The organism is uncultured Cohaesibacter sp. (assembly GCF_963556055.3).
GTDB lineage: Bacteria > Pseudomonadota > Alphaproteobacteria > Rhizobiales > Cohaesibacteraceae > Cohaesibacter.
Genome location: NZ_CAUVYE020000012.1, coordinates 454,720 through 476,516, shown reverse-complemented (window position 1 = coordinate 476,516; position 21,797 = coordinate 454,720). Strand labels below are relative to the sequence as shown.

15 protein-coding genes are annotated in these 21,797 nt (G+C 53.7%); 14 read left to right on the top strand and 1 reads right to left on the bottom strand.

The window, feature by feature from the left end; genetic code table 11:
• The first annotated feature begins 605 nt into the window (after positions 1-605).
• From ACHZB8_RS08615 to ACHZB8_RS08550, 14 genes are all read left to right on the top strand, one after another.
• Positions 606-884 (top strand): hypothetical protein, encoded by a 279-nt coding sequence (locus ACHZB8_RS08615; protein WP_316859838.1) that lies wholly within the window; start codon positions 606-608, stop codon positions 882-884.
• 81 nt (positions 885-965) lie between these two features.
• The gene (locus ACHZB8_RS08610; RefSeq protein ID WP_316859837.1) at positions 966-1,640 is read left to right on the top strand and encodes a response regulator transcription factor; all 675 of its coding nucleotides are present in this window, start codon (positions 966-968) and stop codon (positions 1,638-1,640) included.
• On the top strand, positions 1,637-3,040 hold the full coding sequence (locus ACHZB8_RS08605; protein WP_316859836.1) for an ATP-binding protein: 1,404 nt from the start codon (positions 1,637-1,639) through the stop codon (positions 3,038-3,040). The genes ACHZB8_RS08610 and ACHZB8_RS08605 overlap by 4 nt, the downstream gene beginning before the upstream one ends.
• 363 nt (positions 3,041-3,403) lie before the next feature.
• Entirely contained in the window at positions 3,404-3,868 is a 465-nt protein-coding gene (locus tag ACHZB8_RS08600) for an RT0821/Lpp0805 family surface protein (RefSeq protein WP_316859835.1), read from the top strand.
• A gap of 208 nt (positions 3,869-4,076) precedes the next feature.
• Positions 4,077-5,471, top strand: coding sequence for a hypothetical protein (locus ACHZB8_RS08595; RefSeq protein ID WP_316859834.1), 1,395 nt, complete (start codon positions 4,077-4,079; stop codon positions 5,469-5,471).
• Positions 5,472-5,751: 280 nt separating this feature from the next.
• Positions 5,752-6,993, top strand: a complete 1,242-nt coding sequence (ccmI, locus tag ACHZB8_RS08590) for a c-type cytochrome biogenesis protein CcmI (RefSeq protein WP_316859833.1) — start codon at positions 5,752-5,754, stop codon at positions 6,991-6,993.
• Between the two features lie 81 nt (positions 6,994-7,074).
• On the top strand, positions 7,075-7,530 hold the full coding sequence (gene ccmE, locus ACHZB8_RS08585; RefSeq protein WP_316859832.1) for a cytochrome c maturation protein CcmE: 456 nt from the start codon (positions 7,075-7,077) through the stop codon (positions 7,528-7,530).
• Between the two features lie 56 nt (positions 7,531-7,586).
• On the top strand, positions 7,587-9,572 hold the full coding sequence (locus ACHZB8_RS08580; RefSeq protein WP_316859831.1) for a heme lyase CcmF/NrfE family subunit: 1,986 nt from the start codon (positions 7,587-7,589) through the stop codon (positions 9,570-9,572).
• A gap of 54 nt (positions 9,573-9,626) precedes the next feature.
• Entirely contained in the window at positions 9,627-10,136 is a 510-nt protein-coding gene (locus ACHZB8_RS08575) for a cytochrome c-type biogenesis protein (RefSeq protein WP_316859830.1), read from the top strand.
• Positions 10,137-10,295: 159 nt separating this feature from the next.
• Positions 10,296-11,561, top strand: a complete 1,266-nt coding sequence (locus tag ACHZB8_RS08570) for an Hsp70 family protein (protein ID WP_316859829.1) — start codon at positions 10,296-10,298, stop codon at positions 11,559-11,561.
• 350 nt (positions 11,562-11,911) lie between these two features.
• Positions 11,912-13,423 (top strand): Do family serine endopeptidase, encoded by a 1,512-nt coding sequence (locus tag ACHZB8_RS08565; RefSeq protein ID WP_316859828.1) that lies wholly within the window; start codon positions 11,912-11,914, stop codon positions 13,421-13,423.
• A 258-nt stretch (positions 13,424-13,681) separates the two neighbouring features.
• Positions 13,682-14,359: a response regulator transcription factor gene (locus ACHZB8_RS08560; RefSeq protein ID WP_316859862.1), complete on the top strand. Its 678-nt coding sequence runs from the start codon at positions 13,682-13,684 to the stop codon at positions 14,357-14,359.
• Between the two features lie 90 nt (positions 14,360-14,449).
• Positions 14,450-15,928: an ATP-binding protein gene (locus ACHZB8_RS08555; protein ID WP_316859827.1), complete on the top strand. Its 1,479-nt coding sequence runs from the start codon at positions 14,450-14,452 to the stop codon at positions 15,926-15,928.
• A gap of 64 nt (positions 15,929-15,992) precedes the next feature.
• Complete coding sequence (locus ACHZB8_RS08550; RefSeq protein WP_316859826.1) at positions 15,993-19,001, top strand: bifunctional [glutamine synthetase] adenylyltransferase/[glutamine synthetase]-adenylyl-L-tyrosine phosphorylase; 3,009 nt, start codon at positions 15,993-15,995, stop codon at positions 18,999-19,001.
• Positions 19,002-19,090: 89 nt separating this feature from the next.
• Here the strand turns inward: ACHZB8_RS08550 and ACHZB8_RS08545 are convergent, their stop codons facing one another.
• Positions 19,091-21,661, bottom strand: coding sequence for an ATP-binding protein (locus ACHZB8_RS08545; protein WP_316859825.1), 2,571 nt, complete (start codon positions 21,659-21,661; stop codon positions 19,091-19,093).
• Positions 21,662-21,797 lie beyond the last annotated feature (136 nt).

Genomic DNA, 21,797 nt, shown 5'->3' with positions numbered 1-21,797 from the left:
CTTGATCTTCTCCTTGATCGTGAAGCTGGCTCCTATGCTGGCTTCACTTTTTTCCAGGTCGCGAGCATCGCCTGCCGCATCACAAAAGCAGAAAGCACAACGTTCCAACCATGCCGTCCGAGACGAAACTGTGAGTGCACTGGAAAGGGCCGTCCAAGCCAAATGGACGAGAAGCGACCAAAATCGTGCAAATCAGGCACATGATGAGCAAACCAATGAAAAGATCTCTTGTCATTGCGATCGCGATACTCCTTCTGAGCGGTTGCGCCAGTCGGACGGATATCGGCGAGACTGAGTCGCCCGGCACACGGAACTCACATCAAGGATTGCAAGCACAAAACCGCTTGGTCCAAGCCACTGCATGTCTGCTATTCGATCCGATAACCTGGTCTCGCACCGATACCGACCAAACCATTCGAGAAGTAAAACGGCATAATCTTAAGTTAATGAAATATTGTAGTAAGTGAATGTTTTTAATAAGTTTTTTACTCTGTGAACTTGATGAATATTTGAAGGCCTGAATGTTCATGTTCAGTTCAGCCGCCAAATCATAAATTACTGACATGCAAAACTCGACCAACATCTATGCTCTTTGGGCATTGGCAATGTTGCTTCTTTCCCTTTTATTGCCTGTCAACCAAGCGAATGCTGCTGGTTGTCTTGGCGCACAGGAAACGCGACAGGCCATTGCCGATGGAAAAGCCCAGCGCTTGTCCAAGATCACAAAGGCCGCGAACAAACATGTTCGTGGTGATGTGATCAAGGCGAACCTGTGCGTTGATGGAGGTCGGCTCGTATACCAACTGGTTGTCTTGTCGAGGCAGGGCACGGTTTCGCGTTTGGTGCTGGATGCGAAATCCATGACGCTTGTTGCCATGAACTGACGGGCAAGGTGGCAGTTCGGTTCGGCGAAAAGATCACGGTCGGGTTGCGTTTGGAAATATTTGGGACGAAGGGGGCGATGGATGCGAATTCTGATTGTTGAGGACGAGGTCGAACTGAACCGGCAACTGAAGGCCGAAATGGAAGAGAATGGTTATGTCGTTGACTGTGCGTTCGACGGTGAAGATGGCCATTTTCTGGGAGATACCGAGCCATATGATGCAGTCATTCTGGATATCGGTCTCCCAAAGATGGACGGTATCAGCGTTCTCGAGGCGTGGCGCAGGAACAAGAGGACTATGCCTGTTCTGATCCTGACTGCGCGTGATCGCTGGAGCGACAAGGTTCAGGGCATCGATGCCGGTGCCGATGACTATGTGTCCAAGCCATTTCATATGGAAGAAGTTGTGGCACGCATCAGGGCCTTGGTTCGGCGGTCCGCAGGGCATGCATCGAACGAAATCACCTGTGGCCCGGTTCGCCTCGATGCACGTTCAGGCCGCGTTACGGTCGATGGTCAGATGGTCAAGCTGACATCTCATGAGTTTCGGCTGCTTTCCTATCTCATGCATCATCAGGGAACGATAATATCCCGCACGGAACTGGTCGAACATCTCTATGATCAGGATTTTGACCGCGATTCCAACACCATTGAAGTCTTCATTGGGCGGTTGCGCAAAAAATTGGGTGTCGATGTCATTCAGACCGTGAGGGGACTCGGCTATAATATGGTCGCACCTGAAAAACCGAAAAAATGAAGTCAATTACAAGATATCTGATAGTCAATGTTTTGATCTGGGCGCTTATCACCGCTTTCGGATCCGGTATCATATTGACCGAATTCTTTCGCATATCCTCACAGAGCAGCTTCGATGACCAGTTGGAGATGGTGCTTAAAATCATCGTCGGAGAGGTTGCAACCCAACTGATCGGTGATGACGACCTTGTCGCCCCGGCAAATCTGGGCGAACCGCGGTTTGAATTGCCACTCTCTGGCTGGTATTGGACAATAAGCAAAGTCGAAAGTGATGAGATCATTCTCTCATCCCTGTCACTTGGGGGCGAGAGTTTTTCGATCAATCCCGAGCGATCCAAAGACAATGGCGAAGGGGCAGGGCGCTTTGTAAACGGGCAGGGGCCTGATGGCGAGGCTATCCGCATTCTCGAACGCAAGATTTCCTTCGGATCTGACAAGGACTATTTCTTCCGTGTGACAGGCAATACTGAAGAGTTCGAGGCGCAGGTTGCCAGCTTTCAAGGCAAAGCCTGGATGATCATGGCCATGTTCTCAGTCATCCTGCTGGTCGTGTCATTCCTGCTCGTACGTTCGGCCTTGAGGCCGCTGACATTGTTGCAGCAAAGAGTCCGCGATGTTGCAACGGGCCGCAGCGAAAAAATCGAAGGGTCCTATCCAAAGGAAGTGGCCGGGCTAGTCAATGAAGCAAACCTGCTGATTGCGTCCAACAAGGACACTCTGGAACGAGCGCGTACACAACTGGGTAATCTGGCCCATGCGCTCAAGACACCGCTTTCCGTGATTACCAATGAAGTGCGAGGCGAGGAGACCGGGAAAACTCCGCTGCTCGCCCAACAGGCCCAGATCATGCGGGACCAAATCCAGCTGTATCTTGAAAGGGCGCGGATGGCTGCGCGACACAATATCATTGGGTCTGTGACGAAGGTCCAGCCGGTTTTGTCCAAACTCATTGACGTCATGCGCAAGATTTACCCGGACCGGACAATCGACTTCCATTTCGACGATGCGGCAGATGTCAGCTTCCGCGGTGAATATCGCGATCTAGAGGAGATGGCAGGAAACCTGATCGACAACGCTTGCAAATGGGCAGAGGGGCACGTGGTCGTGACAATGTTGGCGCATCGACCATCCTTTTCTCCAAAAGCAGGCTCTGCGTCCAAGCTTCCGGTTCAGGCTTGGCTGACGATGATCGTAGAAGATGACGGCGCTGGCATGAGTGAGGCAGAAATGGAACTTGCCATAAAACGCGGCCAACGCATCGATGAAAGCAAGCCCGGTACCGGCCTTGGTCTTTCGATCGTAAAGGAGATGGCAGAACTCTACCACGGTGAATTTGAACTTGGTTTGTCAGAACTTGGTGGATTAAGGGCAACGGTCATCCTTCCCGCGATAGAGACTTGAAAAGCGCTTGGTGGTGGAAAGCGGGCAGATGGAACGCACACCAGACCATCGTCTTGAAGAGGTGGTGATGATCTAGTCTCTCAATGCCTTGTTCAAAGCAATGCATAGATGGTTCAAGAACAAAATTTCGACATGTTATTTGTTTATCTGCTACCCTATCTGCGATTCCAAAGTTAGAATGACGCCTCCGGGACCAGCGTTCCGATGGCAGTTGCTGCGAGGGGAGAAGATGCAATCAAAGCTTTGCTTGCAAGCGCTTTTCCATCTTTAGGACAACTGGCAAGGCAATAGCCCGGATCATGGGTGCTTTCTTTGGGGCTGTGCAGGGGACTTTTTGCATGCCGTTATGAACAGGGGCAAAATATGAAAATCAAACTGATCGCAACTGTTGCGGTGGTGAGTCTTGCGTTGGCCGGGTGTCAGGCAGGGCCGAAAGAAACATTAGGTGGCCTAACCGGTGCTGTGGCCGGTGGCGTATTGGGTGCTCAGGTCGGGCAGGGTGAAGGCCAGATGGTTGCGATCGCAGCTGGAGCCGCACTTGGTGCTCTGGCCGGAACGGCGATTGGGCGCGCCCTTGATGACAATGACAGACGTCTAGCCGAGGAAGCGCAGAACAGGGCGCTGGAATATGGCCGCTCAGGCGCTCCTGTCGCCTGGAACAACCCTGATAGTGGCCATTATGGTCAAATCGTACCTACGCAGGCTTATACGACGAACAGCTTGACCTGTCGTGACTACACTCACACGATCTATATCGACGGTCGTCCCGAGACCGCACGGGGACGCGCTTGCCGCGAACCGGACGGGACTTGGCGTCCGGCAAACTAGTCATGGGTTGGCCTGAGACTGGCGTGAAAATTTTAGGTAAAATTGTCTAGTTCTTTCTGCTAGGCACAAGGGTGGGCTCCTATAATGTGAGTCCACCCTTTTTTGCCGCCAAATTTCAAATTTCTTGCCTTTGGATATAGAATTTTAACCGTTTTCTAGCCTTAAATTACTATTGAGACGACTTTTCTAGGACGGCCGGAGAGGACAAATGCAGGGCATTGAAAAGCTCAAGGATAAATTGAAGCTTTATCTTGCGACTTTGTCCGAAAGTGCGCAAAAACTGTTGTTGCGTAGTCTGGAAAAAGCACAACAGGACGGCAGCTCCGACATTGCTTCCGATTTTATTCTTATGGTCTTGAGGGAAATCTTGGCATCGGAAAAAAAGCTGGTGCCTCTGGATAAGGCTGCCAAAAAGCAATTCTTCCGCGATGCCTGTTTCTTCTTTGCTGAAGTCGACTTGCCGGAAAAGATGGAAGCCTGCATCAATCCCTCTTCTGTTGAAGCCATCTGGAGCTGGATCAAGAATGACATTGCCTCTCAGGATCAACGCAATCGACTGCAACAGGATTGCAGTTATCGCAGCAAGAGCGACATTGATCGTTTGACCATGGAGTGGTGCGCCGAATTGGTTTTGGCCATCAAGAAGCGACTCAAGGCAGCTGAAAAGGAATTTGGTGGCGAACAGAAACTGATCAAGCAGCTGGGTGGCGATCATGTGTTCAAGGATCTCATGGACATCCTTTCGAGTTCGGAGAGATTGACGCCGTTGAAGCCGATTTTGGCACGTATGGCCAAAGGCATAGAGAGCTGGTCCAGCCCTGAGGGGGCAGATGCCTATCAGTTGATTTCCCGCTATGTGCAGCAATCTCCTTTGCGGTCAAATTGGGTTTTCTCGGCTACATCCAAGAAACTTGAAACCGCTCAGCTCAAACTTGAGTTGGTAACGAAACTGTCTGGCTCCAACGACTCGACACAGATTTTTGCCACGGCCTATGCTCCCGCCGTCCATCAGTTGATTGCGGTTATGCAAGCCCGTGTCGGTTTGGCTGAAGAGCTGGTCTCGGATCTTTCAAGACAGGCCGAGACGGTTGAGCATGTCACCGAGTGGAGAAAACTTCTCAAGGCGATGGAACTGGCGTTGGAAATTCCGGGCAAGACTCCTTGGGGCAAGAGCCTGACGCAAATGAAAAAGCGTATGCGCGAATTGCTTGAAGAGGAAATAGAAGCTGCACCAAGTACGCTGCGAAAAGCCTTCCGCGCACCCATCAATGATGAATTGGAAGCTGTCGAGGATGATCACCTGTCACGGGCCATCAAGAGTGCGTCCCTGTTCAAGCAAGCCGAACTTGCCAAGGAAACCCTTGCGCTGAATGGTCCCATTAGTGATGCGCGCAAGGAACTCGACCAGACCTTCGAACTGCTCAACAGCTCGCTGGTTGAAAGAACCAGAAAAGCCATCGGGCAGGACACCCATACGCTTGAAAAACTCCATGCCGCTTCGATTAGCATAGCCGAACAATTGTTCGACAAAGACTATGCGATGGCTTTTAGTCGTCAGCTTCGGGCCGCCTCCATGGTCCAGGATTTGAAGATAGCCGGGTGACATCTCCTGCCGAATGTGATTCTCCGATTGCTTCCTGTCTGGGCTACGAGGCCGAATAACTCCCTGGCCGTGTGATTGTGCCCATGCTTCCGTAACCGCAAATGCTGTTCAAATCGTCGCAGGTCTGTATGGTTTGCCCGCCAATTGACAGCAAAACCGGCCCCGCCTGTGTTTGTTACTACTTGGGCAGTGCCAATTGCTTCAGATGAACATGAGTTAATTTGACTTCTCCGCTGATTTCGAAAAGTTTTAACTGGACGAGTGAAACAGTGGAAGCTTCATGTTCTGGACTATTGCGGTTGGACTGACCATCTTAACCATTGCCGTTGCCATCTATCCCTTGACACGCAAGGCGAAGCAGGGCGAAAGCGCCAATGCATATGACTTAACCATCTACAAATCGCAGCTCAGGGAGATTGAGGGCGATGTCGAGCGCGGCTTGATTGAAGCCGAAGAGGCCGAGGCTGCGCGGGCCGAGGTGGCAAGACGCCTTATCAGTGCTCAGGATAATCTTGAAAAGGAAGGTGATGAGGATGGTAAGTCCCTATCTCAGCTTTCTGACATAACCCTGCCTGATGACAGGGTGGGCAGCATCAAGCTGGCCGTCGCTGCTGTCGTCTTGATCGTGCCGATCATCTCCCTTGGTTTGTATTTCTCCATCGGCTCTCCAAGCCTTGAAGGCCAACCTCTCGAGGCAAGGCTGAGCAAACCGCCGCAGGAACAGAGCCTGACGGAACTGGTCGCTTCGGCAGAGCGCAAATTGAAGCAATTTCCCAATCAGGTCGAGGGTTGGAAACAACTGGCTCCCATTTATGCCCGCATGCGCCGCACGGCAGAGGCAATTGACGCTTACCGCAACATCCTGCGTCTGGAAGGGGAAACGGTTGGAACTCTTTCCGATTTGGGTGAGGTGCTCGTGATAAGGGACGCGGGTGTCGTCTCTTCAGAGGCATATGGCCTGTTTCAACGCGCCAATCAGATTGACGCCAAAGCTCCCAAGCCGCGCTTCTTCCTGGCTATAGCGCTGGGACAGTCAGGCGACGAGGTGGAAGCCATCAAGGCTTGGCAGTCGCTTGTTGAGGATTCTGAGGCCGATGCGCCATGGATCTCCTTTGCCAACAACCAGATTGCCGCGCTGACCAAACGGCTTGAGGCCAAAGTAGCCGATGCAGAAGCTGGGCAGTCAACCGAAGATGATGGCGCTCCAGAAGGCAAGAAAACCGAAACCGGCGAAGAAGTCGGACCAACCAGGGAACAGGTTGAAGCCTCCTCCGAGATGAGTGCTGAAGAACGCCAGCAAATGGTTGAGGGCATGGTTGCCAATCTCGCTGACCGCCTGAAAACGGAAGGTGGTACTCCAGACGAATGGGTTCGGCTTATTCGTGCAGAACTGGTGCTGAACCGCCCTGATATGGCCGCAAAAACGGTTGCGCAGGCCATGGATGCGCTTCAGTCCGATTTGGACGGGCTGGAGAAAGTGAAAGCAGCAGCTCGCTCTCTGGGTGTTTCAATCAATCAGTAATGAGACGCGAGGCAGCCAGAAAGCCCGATTGGCCAATTTGATTTGCGATGTGATCCGTATGAACGGAAAAAGGATCTGACGATGACCAGAAAACAAAGAAGAATGATGATGATCTCGGCCGCTGGACTTGTTCTGTTCATGGCGGTTGGTCTTATCCTGTTTGCGCTGCAAAGCCAGATCACCTTTTTTGTCAGCCCTTCAGAAATCGCTGAGAAGGGTGTGGCTCCCGGTCAACGCATAAGACTCGGCGGCCTTGTCAAGGAGGAAACCCTCAAGCACACGGAAGGGACCAGCGTGTCCTTTGTCGTGACAGATGGGGGCGCAGACATCAAGGTTGCCTACAAAGGCATTCTGCCCGATTTGTTCAGGGAAGGGCAAGGCGTGGTCACCGAGGGGGCCATGAATACGGATGGCTCTTTCACTGCCGACACCGTATTGGCCAAACATGATGAAAATTACATGCCGCGCGAAGTTGCCGATGCCCTCAAGGATCAGGGCCATTGGCAGGATCAGTATGGTGCCACGAAAACAAATTGATTGGTTAGGCTGCCAGGCAACCAATTCCGGAGACAAGAATAAATGGGAGAATGTCAATGATCATCGAGCTTGGCCATTTTCTGCTCGTGCTGGCTTTTGCCCTGTCATTGGTGCAGTCGGTCGTGCCAATCTGGGGTGCCCAGGTCAATGACAGCCGTCTTATGTCTGTCGCCGGGCCCATCGCCGTCACGCAGTTCCTGTTTGTCGGGCTCTCTTTTGCAGCTCTGTGCTATGCCTATGTGACCTCCGACTTTTCCGTCACAAATGTCTGGGAAAACAGCCACTCGCAAATGCCCCTGATCTACAAATTCACGTCTGTGTGGGGCAATCACGAGGGATCGATGCTACTTTGGGTGCTGATTTTGGTGATCTTCAGTGCCATGGTCGGGGCATTCGGCAAGAACCTGCCGCCCAAACTGAAAGCCAACACTCTGGCGGTTCAAGGCTGGATCACCTCCGCCTTTCTTGCCTTCGTGCTGCTGACCTCAAATCCGTTTCTGCGCATCCCCAATGCTCCGATTGAGGGGCACGATCTGAACCCCATCCTACAGGATATCGGACTTGCGCTGCATCCGCCGCTGCTCTATCTCGGCTATGTCGGGTTTTCCATCGCATTTGCCTTTTCCATTGCCGCATTGCTTGAAGGCCGTATCGATGCTGCCTGGGCCAGATGGGTTCGTCCGTGGGTGCTGATCGCCTGGGGGCTTCTGACGCTGGGCATCGCCATGGGGTCCTATTGGGCCTATTATGAGCTTGGTTGGGGCGGATACTGGTTCTGGGATCCAGTGGAAAATGCTTCCTTCATGCCATGGCTCAGCGGTACAGCCTTGCTCCATTCGGCCATCGTGATGGAAAAGCGAGGGGCGTTGAAAGTCTGGACCATTTTGCTTTCGATCCTCACTTTCTCTCTCTCCCTGTTAGGCACGTTCCTTGTGCGTTCCGGCGTGCTGACCTCTGTGCATGCCTTTGCAACCGACCCGTCCCGCGGGATATTCATTCTGGCATTGCTCGTCGCTTTCATCGGCGGAGGGCTGTCGCTGTTTGCCTGGCGTGCGGCGCTTCTCAAGCAGGGGGGCGTTTTCTCTCCCATCTCGCGTGAGGGCTCGCTGCTGTTCAACAACCTGTTTCTGTCTGCCGCAGCGGCAGCTGTTCTGATCGGGACGCTTTATCCGCTGGCCCTTGAGGCCTTGACCGGTGCCAAGATTTCCGTCGGTGCCCCATTCTTCAATGCCACCTTCGGGCCGATGATGATCCCGATCATGATTGCGGTTCCGGTTGGGCCGTTGCTTGCATGGAAACGGGGCGATCTGGCCGCTGCAATGCAGCGCCTCTTTGTCGCCCTTGGTACGTCGATTTTCGTAACGGTGCTTTGCTACGCCCTGATCGATGGTGGCAGTGCCTTGTCACCGCTCGGCATCGGGCTGGCTATCTGGGTCATGGTCGGTGCTCTGGCTGAAATCCAACTGAGAATTGGCCTGTTCAAACAACCCTTGGGCACTTCGATCGCCCGTCTTGCCGGTCTGCCGCGCACGGTCTTTGGAACGGCGTTCGGGCATTTTGGGCTGGGCATGACGCTGCTCGGGTTGATTGTCGCCAGCTCCTATCAGAGCGAAGCCATTCTGATCATGAAGAAGGGCGAGCAGACCAGTGTGTCGGGATATACGTTCGAACTGACCGGTTTCCAGCAGAAGGCCGAATATAACTATGTTGATCTGATTGGTAATTTCAAGGTAACAAAAGACGGTAAAGACGTCGCAGAACTGAACCCGATCAAGCGTATTTACACCTCGCGCAACATGCCAACCACGGAAACGGCAATCCACACCATTGCAGGCGTGACCCAGCTCTACATGTCTTTGGGAGAACAGCAAACAAATGGTGGCATCGCGGTACGGATCTATTACAAACCCTGGGTGACCTTCATATGGTTGGGCTGTGTGGTGATGTTCTTCGGCGGGTGTCTGTCATTGTCGGATCGGCGTTTGCGCATCGGCGCACCGGCTCGGAAGGGACGGGCCCGACAGGCAGCGAGCACCGCTTGAACACAAAAAAGCGATCCGCCAGCAGACGAAGACGGCAGAAAGGGAGCCGGTTTGATGAAAAAAATCAATTTTGCCCATATCGTGGCATCCTGTTTCATGGTCGTGGCGTTGCTGATGGCTTCGGTTCCGGCATTTGCGGTGAAGCCTGATGAAATGCTGAAGGATCCGCAGCAGGAATCCCGCGCAAGGGACATTTCCGAAGGGTTGCGCTGTCTGGTTTGTCAGAACCAGTCAATTGACGATTCCGATGCGCCGTTGGCGCGTGATTTGCGGTTGCTCGTGCGTGAACGCATCACCATGGGCGATAGCGACGCGGAAGTTAAGTCCTTCCTGGTCAAGCGTTATGGCGAGTTCGTTCTTCTCAAGCCAACCTACTCATCGAAAAACATTCTGCTTTGGGCCTTCGCACCACTCATTCTGCTGTTGGGAGCGATGGCAATTTTTCTTTTCTATCAAAGAAGCCGTATTCAGGCCGTTGAGGCAGAGGCTCGCGGTCAAAATCATCTCAGCGAAGAAGAACAATCAAAGCTCGATGCAATCATGTCTGACGATGACAAAGGCTGACAAAGGCTGACAATCCGCTTTTGCCACAAGCATGGATCCGATATCCGTAAAATCTCTTCTTTCAATCGGTTCCCCCCTATGCTATCCCCAGCGCCCGGCACCTGACGAGATCGCTCGTCGGGTGCCTGTTTATTCGTGGTGTGAGCAAGGGGAACGAGCATGAACAAGGCAGTATTTTGTGGATTGGACTTTGGCACATCAAACTCGACGCTCGGCCTTGTCAAAAACGGAAAAGCTCATCTGGTGCCCCTTGAAGGGGATAGTGTGACCATTCCCTCGGCGCTGTTCTTCGATTTCGAGGATCACCACGTACATTTTGGCCGCGACGCCATCGCCACCTATCTTGAGGGGGGCGAGGGGCGGATGATGCGCGCGCTGAAATCGATCCTTGGAACTCCCACCATCAACGAATACACCATGGTCGGAAATGAGCGAAAGCCCTTCACCGCGGTGCTCGCCCTGTTTCTTCTGCACATGAAGCGGAAGGCTGAAACGGTCCTTGATGATGAAATCTCGCACGTTGTCATGGGGCGCCCCATTCATTTTGTCGATTACAATCCTGATGCTGACGCAGAAGCAGAGCAAACACTAAAGTCCATCGCCAACGACATCGGTTTTTCTCACGTCGAATTCGAATATGAGCCGGTTGCCGCCGCCCGCGACTTCCAGCAGATTGCCAGCCGCGAGGAGATTGCCCTTATCATCGATATCGGCGGGGGCACATCGGATTTCACGATTCTCAAGGTGCTTCCCGACCAGCCTCACGCAAATGGAAACGACGCCAGAGATCTGATTCTTGCCAACGCCGGGATTCATATAGGCGGCACCGATTTTGATCGCTGGTTGTCGCTCTTGAGGGTCATGCCCCTGATGGGGTATCAAAGTGAGATGACAAAGCCGGGTCGCCTTATGCCCGTCGGCTATTATCATGATCTGGCGACCTGGCAGAAAATCAACTTTCTCTATGACCACAAGACCCATAGCGAGTTGCGCTACCTGCGCAGGGAAGCCAGAGAGCCGCATTTGCTGGATCGGTTGATCCATCTGCTGGATCTGCGCGAAGGGCACCGTCTGGCCCTCAATGTGGAAGAGGCCAAGATTGTCCTCTCGGATCAGGAAAAGACTGAACTGTCCCTTGGCTTCGTTGAAAAGGGTCTCACAACCGCGATCAGCCGCGAGCATTTGCAAGACAGTATTTCAGATGGCACGACAAGAATCCGTCGCACGATTGCAGATGCTCTGGTTCAAGCCGGGATCAAGGGCGAGGACATAACGGTGTGCTTCCTGACCGGAGGTTCGACAAGACTTCCCCTCATTCGAAACAGCCTCACCGCCATGGCCCCGAATGCGGTGGTTGTCGAGGGGGATGCATTCGGCTCGGTAGGCACCGGCCTTGCGCTCGAAGCAGAGCGCCGTTTCGCTTGAGCCTAAGTGCTTGAAATCGGTAGGAATGTGGCAAAAGCGTGCCCAATTGTGACGAGATTTTCCGCCGATCATTTTTCCGGGTTGAATTGATTGTGAAAAATTTACTCCTATCCTGTTGAAATATCGTATTTATTTATCGATTTGAAACATTACGCATCTTTAATTCTGAAAGCTCGCATATGGCCAAGATTGCCCCATATAAAAGAGGCATCACGAATTGACGCAAAAAGCGCGGCGTCTCCCCGAAAGGCCGGCGCTTCTTCGTCAAGCTGAAAGTCGATTGATCAAATTAGCTCTGCATTCGCAAACGCAAGCGCAAAGTCAGAGCGCAGAATGAGCGGAGACCCTCGATGTCAAAGACCAAGTTCAAACTTGTCTCGGTAAAAACCTCTTTACTCGCATCTACCCTTTGTCTGGGCGTACTCGCCGGAGCCACTGTCCCGACCTTGTTGACCGGCCAACCGGCGGCCCGTGCAGAGGCTGTAAAAGTCGTGACACAGGCGCAGCCCGTCGATTTCAGTGGCGTTGTCGAAGCGGTGAAGCCTGCTGTCGTTTCGGTTCAGGTCAAAACCGAAATCGAACCGCAAACCATTCAGAATTTCTCCATTCCCGGCTTTCCCGAATTCAAGGATTTGCCGGAGGATCATCCCTTTAACCGCTTCTTCCGTCGCTTTGGCGAAGAAGATGACAAAGGCAACGACGAACGCAAGGCTCGTCCGCATTTTGCCCAGGCTCAAGGGTCCGGTTTCTTCATCTCTGAAGACGGTTATGTCGTAACCAACCATCATGTCGTTGAAAAAGGTGTCGAGTTTACTCTTGTCATGGATGACGGCACCAAGCTGAATGCCGATCTCATCGGCTCCGACGCCAAATCGGACCTTGCTCTGCTGAAGGTGCACGAAAGCGATCGCAAGTTCAAATATGTAAAATTTGCTGAGGTTCTGCCCAGCGTCGGGTCCTGGGTGCTTGCCGTTGGCAACCCGTTCGGTCTCGGTGGAACCGTGACGGCCGGTATCGTTTCTGCCCACGGTCGCGACATCAATGCGCGCAACTATGAAAGCTTCATCCAGATCGATGCTGCGGTCAACAAGGGCAACTCCGGTGGACCGACCTTCAACCTGAACGGCGAAGTCATCGGTATCAACACCGCCATCTATTCTCCATCGGGCGGCAACGTCGGCATTGCTTTTGCCATCCCCGCAGAAGTCGCAAAAGACGTCATTTCCGACCTGAAAAGTGATGGCAAAGTCAAACGCGGTTGGCTCGGTGTGATCATCCAGAATGTCACCGATGATATTGCCGACAGCCTCGGCATGGCGGAAGCGAGTGGCGCAATGGTCACCAACACCGATGAAACCTCGCCTGCATTCAAGGCCGGTGTGAAAATCGGTGACGTCATAATGGCCGTCGATGGTGACCTTGTCAAAAACACCCGCGAACTTGCCCGTCACATCGGTCGTGCCGATCCCGACTCCGATGTCGAACTGACCATTTGGCGTGACAACAAGGAAATCAAGCTGACGGTTCACCTTGGCCTTTATCCTGAAGATGTGGTCGCGGCAAATGATGGCGAAACCGATCAGGCCCCTGTGGCACCTGCCGAGGTTGAAGAGTTCGGCATGAATCTTCAGGCAGACGAAAGTGGTGTGGTGATCGCCAGCGTCGACCCGGACGGTGTGGCTGCGGAGAAGGGCCTGTCCAGAGGCGATGTGATCGAAACGATCAATGGTAAGGATGTCAAAAGCGTCCAAGTCGTCCGCGATGAGGTGGCTGCCGCCAAAAAGGACAACCGCAAGACAATTCTGCTGCGCGTCAAAGCGTCTCAGGGGGTTCGCTTTGTCGGCCTTCCTCTGAAGCACTAGGCCTCGTATTTGAATGAAACCACGTCCTGCGGGCTTGTTTTGCAAGCTCGCAGGGCCTTTTTTCGCCAAGGGTGGCGAACAGGCATGTGATCCGGGCCAAAACTTGAGCAACCTTGTGGTTAGGCCTGCTTTTCCACCAAATCGACCTTTGCGCAAAGGCAAAGACCGCGATAGTCTGTCACCTGGCCGGACGAGTAAGGGCAGGGCAGAGCGCTGCTCATGCCAAAAGTGATTGATTGGAAAGTGAAGAGGCCTGACATGCGGATCCTGATCATAGAAGACGATATCGAAGCAGCTGCCTACCTCGCCAAGGGGCTCAAGGAAGCCGGGCATCATTGCGAGCATGCCGCAGATGGCGCACAGGGCTATGACATGGCCACCAAAGGCGGTTACGATGTCATGATCGTGGATCGCATGCTTCCGAAACGGGACGGCCTTTCGATCATCGAGTCATTGCGCGGCAGTGGGGATGAAACTCCGGTCCTGATTCTTTCCGCACTTGGTGAGGTGGATGACCGTGTCACCGGCCTCAGGGCGGGTGGTGATGATTATCTGACCAAGCCATACGCCTTCACCGAACTTCTTGCGCGGATCGAAGTCATGGCACGCCGCCGCAGTCCCGGTGAAGTGGAAACCGTTTATCGCGTCGCAGATCTGGAGCTTGACCGGCTTGCCCACAATGTCAAGCGGGCTGGCGAAACCATTCTGCTGCAACCGCGCGAATTTCGCCTGCTTGAATATCTCATGAAGAATGCCGGTCAGGTGGTCACCCGCACGATGCTTCTTGAAAATGTCTGGGACTATCATTTCGACCCGCAGACCAACGTGATCGATGTTCACATTTCGCGGTTGCGCTCGAAAATCGACAAGGACTTCGGCCCAGCCCTGCTGCACACGGTTCGGGGGTCGGGATATAGTCTGCGCGAGCCCGATTGATCTGACCCGATTTTAAAGGGTATGGCTCTTGCGAACAAGCCGGCCACTGCGGCTGACTATCATGGATTGCTCAGGATAAAAAGGACATCAATGTCGCCAGGATCGATTAGCAAGACGATGCGGACCACGGCTTTCAAGCTGTCCGCCATCTATCTGATCATTTTTTCGATCTTTGCCATATTTCTGATCGTCTATATTTCGCTCAACACCCAGCTCTTGATGACGCGTCAGCTGAACTCGACCATCGTGGCCGAGGTTCGCGGTCTCGTGGAGCAATATCGCTCGGGGGGGATGGCCGGTCTGATCAAGATCATCGAAGAGCGATCCCGTCGGCCCGGAGCCAGCCTTTATCTCATCACCGATAGCAGGGGATTATATGTTGCCGGCAATGTCGCCGCGCTTCCCAAATGGGTGCTTGATGAGCGTGGAGCGGTTGAGCAGACGGTAACCTATCAACGACTGGGGGAGAACGAGCGCAAAGACAACAACGCCGTTGTCAGTGTTTATGAGATGTTCGGCGGCTATCGCCTGCTTGTCGGACGTGATGTCGGTGAGCGGGAACAGTTTCGAAAGGTCGTTGAGCAGGCCTTCATCGTCTCGGCCATCCTGATGATCGTTCTTGCCATGCTCGCCTGGATCTTCGTCTCGCGAAAGGTGCTGAAGCGCATCGAGATGATAACCGAGGCGTCAGGCAATATCATGCGTGGCCAGCTCGATGAGCGATTGCCCGTCACCCAGGCCGGGGATGAGTTTGATCGCCTCTCCGAGAGCCTCAACACCATGCTCTCGCGGATTGAGATGCTGATGAGGGGACTGAAAGAGGTTTCCGACAATATCGCACACGATCTCAAGACGCCTCTCACACGCCTGCGCAACCGGGTAGAAGTGACGCTTTCCTCCGACCAGCAGGATGTCGAAAGCTATCGGCAGGCGCTGGAGCAGACCCTCGAGGAATCCGAAGCCCTGATCCGAACCTTTGATGCCTTGCTGCGCATTGCGCGGGTCGAGGCCAAATCGACACAGATCGAAAAGGCGCCATTGGATGTCGGTGCCATTGCTGCCGATATGGCCGAGCTTTATGAGCCTGTTGCCGAAGATGAAGGCGCGCGGCTGACATGGAAAGCCGACACCGGATACATGATCAATGGCAACAGGGAACTGATCAGTCAGGCGCTTGCAAATCTCATCGATAACGCCATGAAATATGCCGTCCGCCACGCAGTGGAGCAGAGGCAGGAGACCGAAGCGGATGGAACAGAGCCGCTCCAGCCGCATATCCATATCGCCGTTTCCCGTAAAACCATCTCGAACAACGCGGACAAACAGGATAGTCTGGGTCTGATCATTCTGACAGTGTCAGACAACGGGCAGGGGATTGCCGAGGAGGATCGCGATCGCGTGTTGCAGCGCTTTGTTCGTCTTGACAAGAGCCGCAATCAACCGGGCTCCGGCCTTGGTCTTAGTCTGGTTAACGCTGTGGCAAGTCTTCATGATGCAAAAATCGAGCTTGGAGACAATGAACCAGGATTGATTTTCTCAATCTGCTTTCCGCCTCTTGACGAGCAGTAAGCATAAATACGATCAAGAATGGTGAATTGAAGCGGCCGGGAATTCCAAAGGGGGGGGAAATACCATGAATGCGCCAAAGGAAACGGGTGCGATTGACGCATTTTGGCTGGAAGCGGCAAAGCTTCCTTTGAAAGAGGATGCAGACAACCTGCTCGTTCTATTGAACGAAGCAATGGACAAGATGCGCGAGAAGATCGACTGTGGAATTGATCTTGCCGTTCTTCAAAACGCTCTGGCCCATCCGGGATTGCGGATTTTTCTGGCTTCTGTTCTCGAGAATTCCTCCTTCTTGCGCGAATTGATGTTACGCGATCCTTCCCGATTGTCGGCTATTCTGAGTGAAGAGCCCGAAAGCCGTATCAGGCGCCTTGTCAAGGCTGCTCTTGAGGAACAGTGCGATAGCGAAGCCCGGATCATGCAGCATTTGCGCATTATCAAGCAGGATGCCGCCTTGACCATAGCGCTGGCGGATCTGGCCGGATTGTGGACTGTCAAACAGGTGACCAATGCGCTCACCGACATCGCCGATGCGACCTTGCGCAGCGCGGTGCGGTTTGCCTTGCTCGAATTTCATAACCGGAAAAAACTGACATTGCCCAACCCGGACGATCCGGAAAAGCAATCGGGATATGTCGCCTTGGCCATGGGCAAGCATGGAGCTGGCGAACTCAACTATTCCTCCGATATCGACATCATAGTTCTTTATGACAGCGACAATGATTGCTGCGAAGATCGTTGGGAAATGAACCGTGTTTTCGTGCGGTTGACCCGCCAGGTCGTCAAGATCATGCAAGAGCGTACCGCAGATGGTTACGTCTTCCGCACCGATCTGCGCCTGCGACCCGATCCGGGTTCAACGCCACCCGCCGTTTCCATTCTGGCGGCGCTGCAATATTACGAAAGCATGGGGCAAAACTGGGAGCGCGCGGCTCTGATCAAGGCGCGTCCTTGCGCCGGAGACATCGAGGCAGGCAACGCGTTTTTGCATGAGATTACCCCCTTTGTCTGGCGCAAATATTTCGACTATGCGGCGCTTGCAGATGTCCACTCCATCAAACGGCAGATCCATGCTCACAAGGGTCACGGATCAATTGCCATCAAGGGACATAATGTCAAACTGGGGCGTGGCGGCATTCGCGAGATCGAGTTTTTTGTCCAAACTCAACAACTGATTGCCGGGGGGCGTAATCCCGAGCTTAGAGGGCGCGAGACGATCGCAATGCTCGGCGAGTTGGTCAATCTGACCTGGATTTCCGCTCGTGCGCGGAATGAGCTTACGCAAAGCTATGAGTTTCTGCGCAAAGTGGAACATCGCATCCAGATGCAGCGTGACGAGCAAACCCACAACATGCCGCAAAGCGATGAGGGCGTTGCCGAAATTGGCCGCATGATGGGGTTTGAAGATCTGGATGAGTTCAAGAGGGCTCTTCGCGCCTGCCTCGAATGTGTGCAGGGTCATTATGTCAATCTCTTCAAGGAAGAACAGGCGCTTGGGGCCGAGGGCGGTGGCAACCTTGTTTTCACCGGCGAAGATTATGATCCCTCCACAATGGAGACACTCACGCAGATGGGGTTCCAGAATCCAAGGGAAGTCATCAACACCATTCGCAGTTGGCATTTCGGGCGATATCCGGCCATGCGCTCGGCAAAGGCGCGCGAACGGCTCACCGAATTCACGCCCGATCTGCTCAATGCGCTCAGCAAGACCGACAATGCCGATGACGCTTTTCTCTCCTTCAATGCTTTCCTGAAGGCCCTGCCATCCGGTGTGCAGCTTTTTTCTCTGCTCAGGAACAATCCGCAACTATTTGAAAGCCTTATCATTATCCTCGGAGCTTCACCACGCCTTGCCCAAACCATAGGCCGCAGGCCTCGTGTTATCGACGCATTGCTGGATCCTGCCTATCTGGGCGACATCCTTGAGCGGGACAATTTCAACATTCAGCTCACGAGTGCTCTGGAGGAAGCAACCTGCTTTGAAGAGGCCCTTGATGCTGCGCGCATATTTGGACAGGAGCAGCTGTTTCTTATCGGAGTGCGCATCCTCATGGGGGCGATTTCTGCCTCGCAGGCCGGAGCCGCCTACGCCATGCTCGCCGGTGTCATCATCCGCCACATGCTTGATGTGAGCCTTGGGGAAATGGAAGTGCGCCACGGCAAGGTGCCCGGTGGCAAGGTCGCCATCGTCGCAATGGGCAAGTTGGGTGGTCGGGAAATGACAGCCTCCTCTGACCTTGATCTGATGGTCATATATGACCATGATCCGGATGCTGCCTATTCTGATGGGGCAAAGCCGCTGGCTGCCAGCCAGTATTATGCCCGCCTGACCCAGCGTTTGATTACTGCGCTTTCCGCGCCGACTGCGGAAGGGGATCTGTATGAGGTTGACTTCCGCTTGCGCCCATCTGGCAATTCAGGGCCGCTTGCAACCTCTTTCAAGTCTTTCAAAAGCTATCACGCAGGTGATGCATGGACCTGGGAGCATATGGCATTGACCCGGTCCCGGATCATTGCTGGCGATGCCGATTTCATGGATGGCGTCAGAGGGGAGATTGTCTCCATTCTCTCCCAGAAGAGGGATGAAGAAGCAATCAGGACCGATATCGCTCAAATGCGTGCTCGCATTCAAAAGGAAAAACCGACGAGCGATATCTGGAATATCAAACAGATACCCGGTGGTCTGGTCGATGTCGAGTTCATTGCGCAAGGCCTGCAACTGATCCACGCCCATGAGAATCCCGAGATTCTGCATTCGAACACTGCCGAGAGCTTGAGATTGTGTGTGGATCGTGGGCTCATAGACAAGTCCGAGGCAGAGATCCTGCTGCCCGCTATTCGACTCTATCACGATCTTACCCAGATCCTCAGAGTCTGCCTGTCGGAAAGCTTCAACCCAAACAAGGCTGCTCAATCTCTCAAGGAAGTCGTCGTGGCGGCCTCGTTCGAACCGGATATGAAAAGTCTTGAGGCAAAGTTGTCAGACTATCAGCAAGAAGTCCGCAACTGCTTCGAGCGCTTGATAGGACCCGTGCGATCACCGGGAGAGGGCGGTGATGAAGGGCCGGTTCTCTAATGGGATTTTCAAGATTTCAGCCGGAGCAATGGCGCAGACACGCGGTGCAGAGAAACCGACAGGTGTTTCCGGCAGACGCTTTGGGCTTGCTAGCTCGTTGCTTCCTTAAGAGGCCCCGTTTCGCCTTCCAAAAGGTCCGTCATACTCTGAGTGCCCAGTCTGGCATGTGATGGAAGGCTCACAGTGATCCGTGTTCCCTGTCCGATACGGGACCGGATTTTCATTGTGCCACCGGAGAGGCAGACAATTCTTCTGGCAATCGAAAGCCCGAGGCCTGATCCCTTGTGAGTCTTTGTGAACTGGTTCTGCACCTGCTCGAACGGCTGCACAAGACGGTCAATGGAATCCTGTGGGATGCCAACGCCCGTGTCGGAAATTGTCAGGCTCGTGTAGCCATCCCTGATTTCGCCTCTTAGCGAAATCTGACCACCTTCGGGCGTAAATTTCACCGCATTGTCGAGCAGATTCAAAAGAACCTGCCTGACCATGTGAGGATCCGCAAAGGCTTCGAGCGCGTCGGGCAGCTCATCCTTGAGGGAAATCTTGCGATCAGCCGCCTGCTCGGTGACAGCCTCATCTACCGTCGTGCGCGTGAGGTCAACAAGATCGATGGTTTCGGGATCAAGATCGATATCGCCTTCTTCCAGACGAGACATATTCAGGATGTCGTCAATCAACTGCAACAGATAGGCACCACTGTCATGAATGTCTTCGGAATAGGTCTTGTATTTCTCTGTGGCATGCTCGCCAAAGATTTCCTGCTTCATGACTTCGGAGAAGCCGATAATCGCATTGAGCGGTGTTCGCAATTCATGGGAAATATTGGCCAGAAACTGCGATTTGACCCGATTGGCATTTTCGGCATTTTCTTTTTCTACCGCATATTTCTCGGTCAGGACAACCAGCTGTTGTGCCTGCATTTCAAGGGTCTGACGTGACTTGCGCAAATCCGTCACGCTCGCCATCAACTGCTGTTCGCTTTCAAGCAGACGCCGTTCCTGGAGCTTGAGATTGGAAATGTCCGTCCCGACCGAAACGAAGCCGCCATCGCGCGTGCGCCGCTCGCTGATCTGAACCCAGCGCCCGTCTGCCAGTTGCACTTTGTAACTGCGGGCCATTTTGGGAGCAATATCAACGCGATCAATCAGGAGTTCATCTTTCAGGATGTTTTTGTCGTCTTCAATGGCCACGACATGCGGCTGCCCCAGTTCGCTGACCTCGTTATAGCTCAAACCGACGATATCCAGATCTTCAGGCAGATTGTGAAGCGTGCGGTAAGGCTGGTTGCACAGCACGAGCCGGCTTTTCTCATCCCACAGGACAAAAGCTTCGGAGATGGTGTCCACCGCATCGCGCAGGCGGATGTCAGCGCGCTTGTCATGTTCGGCCTGGGCAATCTTCTGGCTCACATCCATCGCTACGCCCATGAGGTGAAGGCGCTTGCTGGGAGAAAAGGTCAACTCGGCCCGAATATGGATCCAGACCCAATAGCCTTCTTCGTGGCACATGCGAAACTGGCGATCCATCATGCTCTGGTCCGAGGATAACAATTCCTGCACATGCTGATGAAGATTGCCGTCTTCCGGATGCATGCGGGCATTGAGCTCGGCAAAGCTGAGCAATTCATCCTGCCAGGGCATTCCCAGCAAATCGAACATCGAGCGTGACCAGTAGATATGGCCCCGCGTCAGATCCCAGTCCCAAAGGCCAGACCGGGAATGGGTGAGGGAGCTGTCCATACGCTGGACGGTCTCCTTGAACATGCTGTCCGCTTCCCGTGCCCGTGCGCCCTGACTGAAAAAGGCATAGACGATGAGCAGAATGATGGCGCTCATGGTCACAAAGACAATCGCGTTGCGGGTAACATCGGATCGCCATGCACCATAAAGGGCAGTTTGCGGAACCAGCACCGTTACTGAGCCGCGCCCACCACCCAGATGATGCACGGTGGCAAGGGCCTGCTCGGACGCAGATAGCGAGACATCAAAGACACCTGCACTCGCCCCGAAGGTTGAAAAGGCCTGAGCCCGCCCCAGAAGCTCGACCAGCGTCTTGCGCATGTCCTTTGCGTCGCGAGGCACGGAAGCCACGATCATGCCCGTCTGGTCATTGAGATAAATCTGATAATGCTCGAACAGACCTATCGCGGGCAAGGCCTCGATCAGCCAGTCTTGATATTGCGTGCGCGTCGGTTCATCGCCGAGCGCGCTTTTCAAAGCCGTTCCGGTATCAGCGTCGGGAAGGAGAGGGAGGTCATCCCCGTCCGGCTGGCTTGGCAGCTCGGCATCGCTCTCGCTGGTTTGAAGAGACGGTTCGCCCTGGGCCGCAACAGAGGCACTATAGGTATCAAGACGGCTCCCCATCCGCTCGGAGACGAGTGCTGCGATCAATTGCAATTCCTGCTCGGCTGTCGCCGTGATCGTGTCACGTTTTGACAAAAGATCGGAAGACCGCATGATGCCGACAATAACGATGAAAACCAGAATGACAGCTGGAATGATACGCCGCAACCACGGCTCTTCGCGCACCCGTTGAAAATAGGATGGGCCAGCCAACATCTGGACTGGGCCGGAGACACCAACATTCGGGTCGTTTGGAACCAGCCCAAACCACCTGAATCTTGACTCTTTGGGTGCGCTGGCGACATTGGCCTGCGTCATACCCGACCTCCTGGATCAGTGTTGAAACAAATCGGAGGTTTGCCGCATCTCCGAAGTCGACTTCATTTGAATCGACATCGGAGACTTTGTCTAGAGTCCGCTTCCAACTTTTTAGTTAATGAGAAGTTAATGCGAT

What these genes read in the sequence shown, in the direction of transcription:
- ACHZB8_RS08610 (WP_316859837.1), top strand. Translation starts at nt 966, where the DNA reads ATGCGAATTCTGATTGTTGAGGACGAGGTCGAACTGAACCGGCAACTG.
- ACHZB8_RS08580 (WP_316859831.1), top strand. Translation starts at nt 7,587, where the DNA reads ATGATCATCGAGCTTGGCCATTTTCTGCTCGTGCTGGCTTTTGCCCTG.
- ACHZB8_RS08560 (WP_316859862.1), top strand. Translation starts at nt 13,682, where the DNA reads ATGCGGATCCTGATCATAGAAGACGATATCGAAGCAGCTGCCTACCTC.
- ACHZB8_RS08550 (WP_316859826.1), top strand. Translation starts at nt 15,993, where the DNA reads ATGAATGCGCCAAAGGAAACGGGTGCGATTGACGCATTTTGGCTGGAA.
- ACHZB8_RS08615 (WP_316859838.1), top strand. Translation starts at nt 606, where the DNA reads ATGTTGCTTCTTTCCCTTTTATTGCCTGTCAACCAAGCGAATGCTGCT.
- ACHZB8_RS08575 (WP_316859830.1), top strand. Translation starts at nt 9,627, where the DNA reads ATGAAAAAAATCAATTTTGCCCATATCGTGGCATCCTGTTTCATGGTC.
- ACHZB8_RS08565 (WP_316859828.1), top strand. Translation starts at nt 11,912, where the DNA reads ATGTCAAAGACCAAGTTCAAACTTGTCTCGGTAAAAACCTCTTTACTC.
- ACHZB8_RS08605 (WP_316859836.1), top strand. Translation starts at nt 1,637, where the DNA reads ATGAAGTCAATTACAAGATATCTGATAGTCAATGTTTTGATCTGGGCG.
- ACHZB8_RS08595 (WP_316859834.1), top strand. Translation starts at nt 4,077, where the DNA reads ATGCAGGGCATTGAAAAGCTCAAGGATAAATTGAAGCTTTATCTTGCG.
- ACHZB8_RS08555 (WP_316859827.1), top strand. Translation starts at nt 14,450, where the DNA reads ATGTCGCCAGGATCGATTAGCAAGACGATGCGGACCACGGCTTTCAAG.
- ACHZB8_RS08600 (WP_316859835.1), top strand. Translation starts at nt 3,404, where the DNA reads ATGAAAATCAAACTGATCGCAACTGTTGCGGTGGTGAGTCTTGCGTTG.
- ccmE (WP_316859832.1), top strand. Translation starts at nt 7,075, where the DNA reads ATGACCAGAAAACAAAGAAGAATGATGATGATCTCGGCCGCTGGACTT.
- ACHZB8_RS08545 (WP_316859825.1), bottom strand. Translation starts at nt 21,661, where the DNA reads ATGACGCAGGCCAATGTCGCCAGCGCACCCAAAGAGTCAAGATTCAGG.
- ccmI (WP_316859833.1), top strand. Translation starts at nt 5,752, where the DNA reads ATGTTCTGGACTATTGCGGTTGGACTGACCATCTTAACCATTGCCGTT.
- ACHZB8_RS08570 (WP_316859829.1), top strand. Translation starts at nt 10,296, where the DNA reads ATGAACAAGGCAGTATTTTGTGGATTGGACTTTGGCACATCAAACTCG.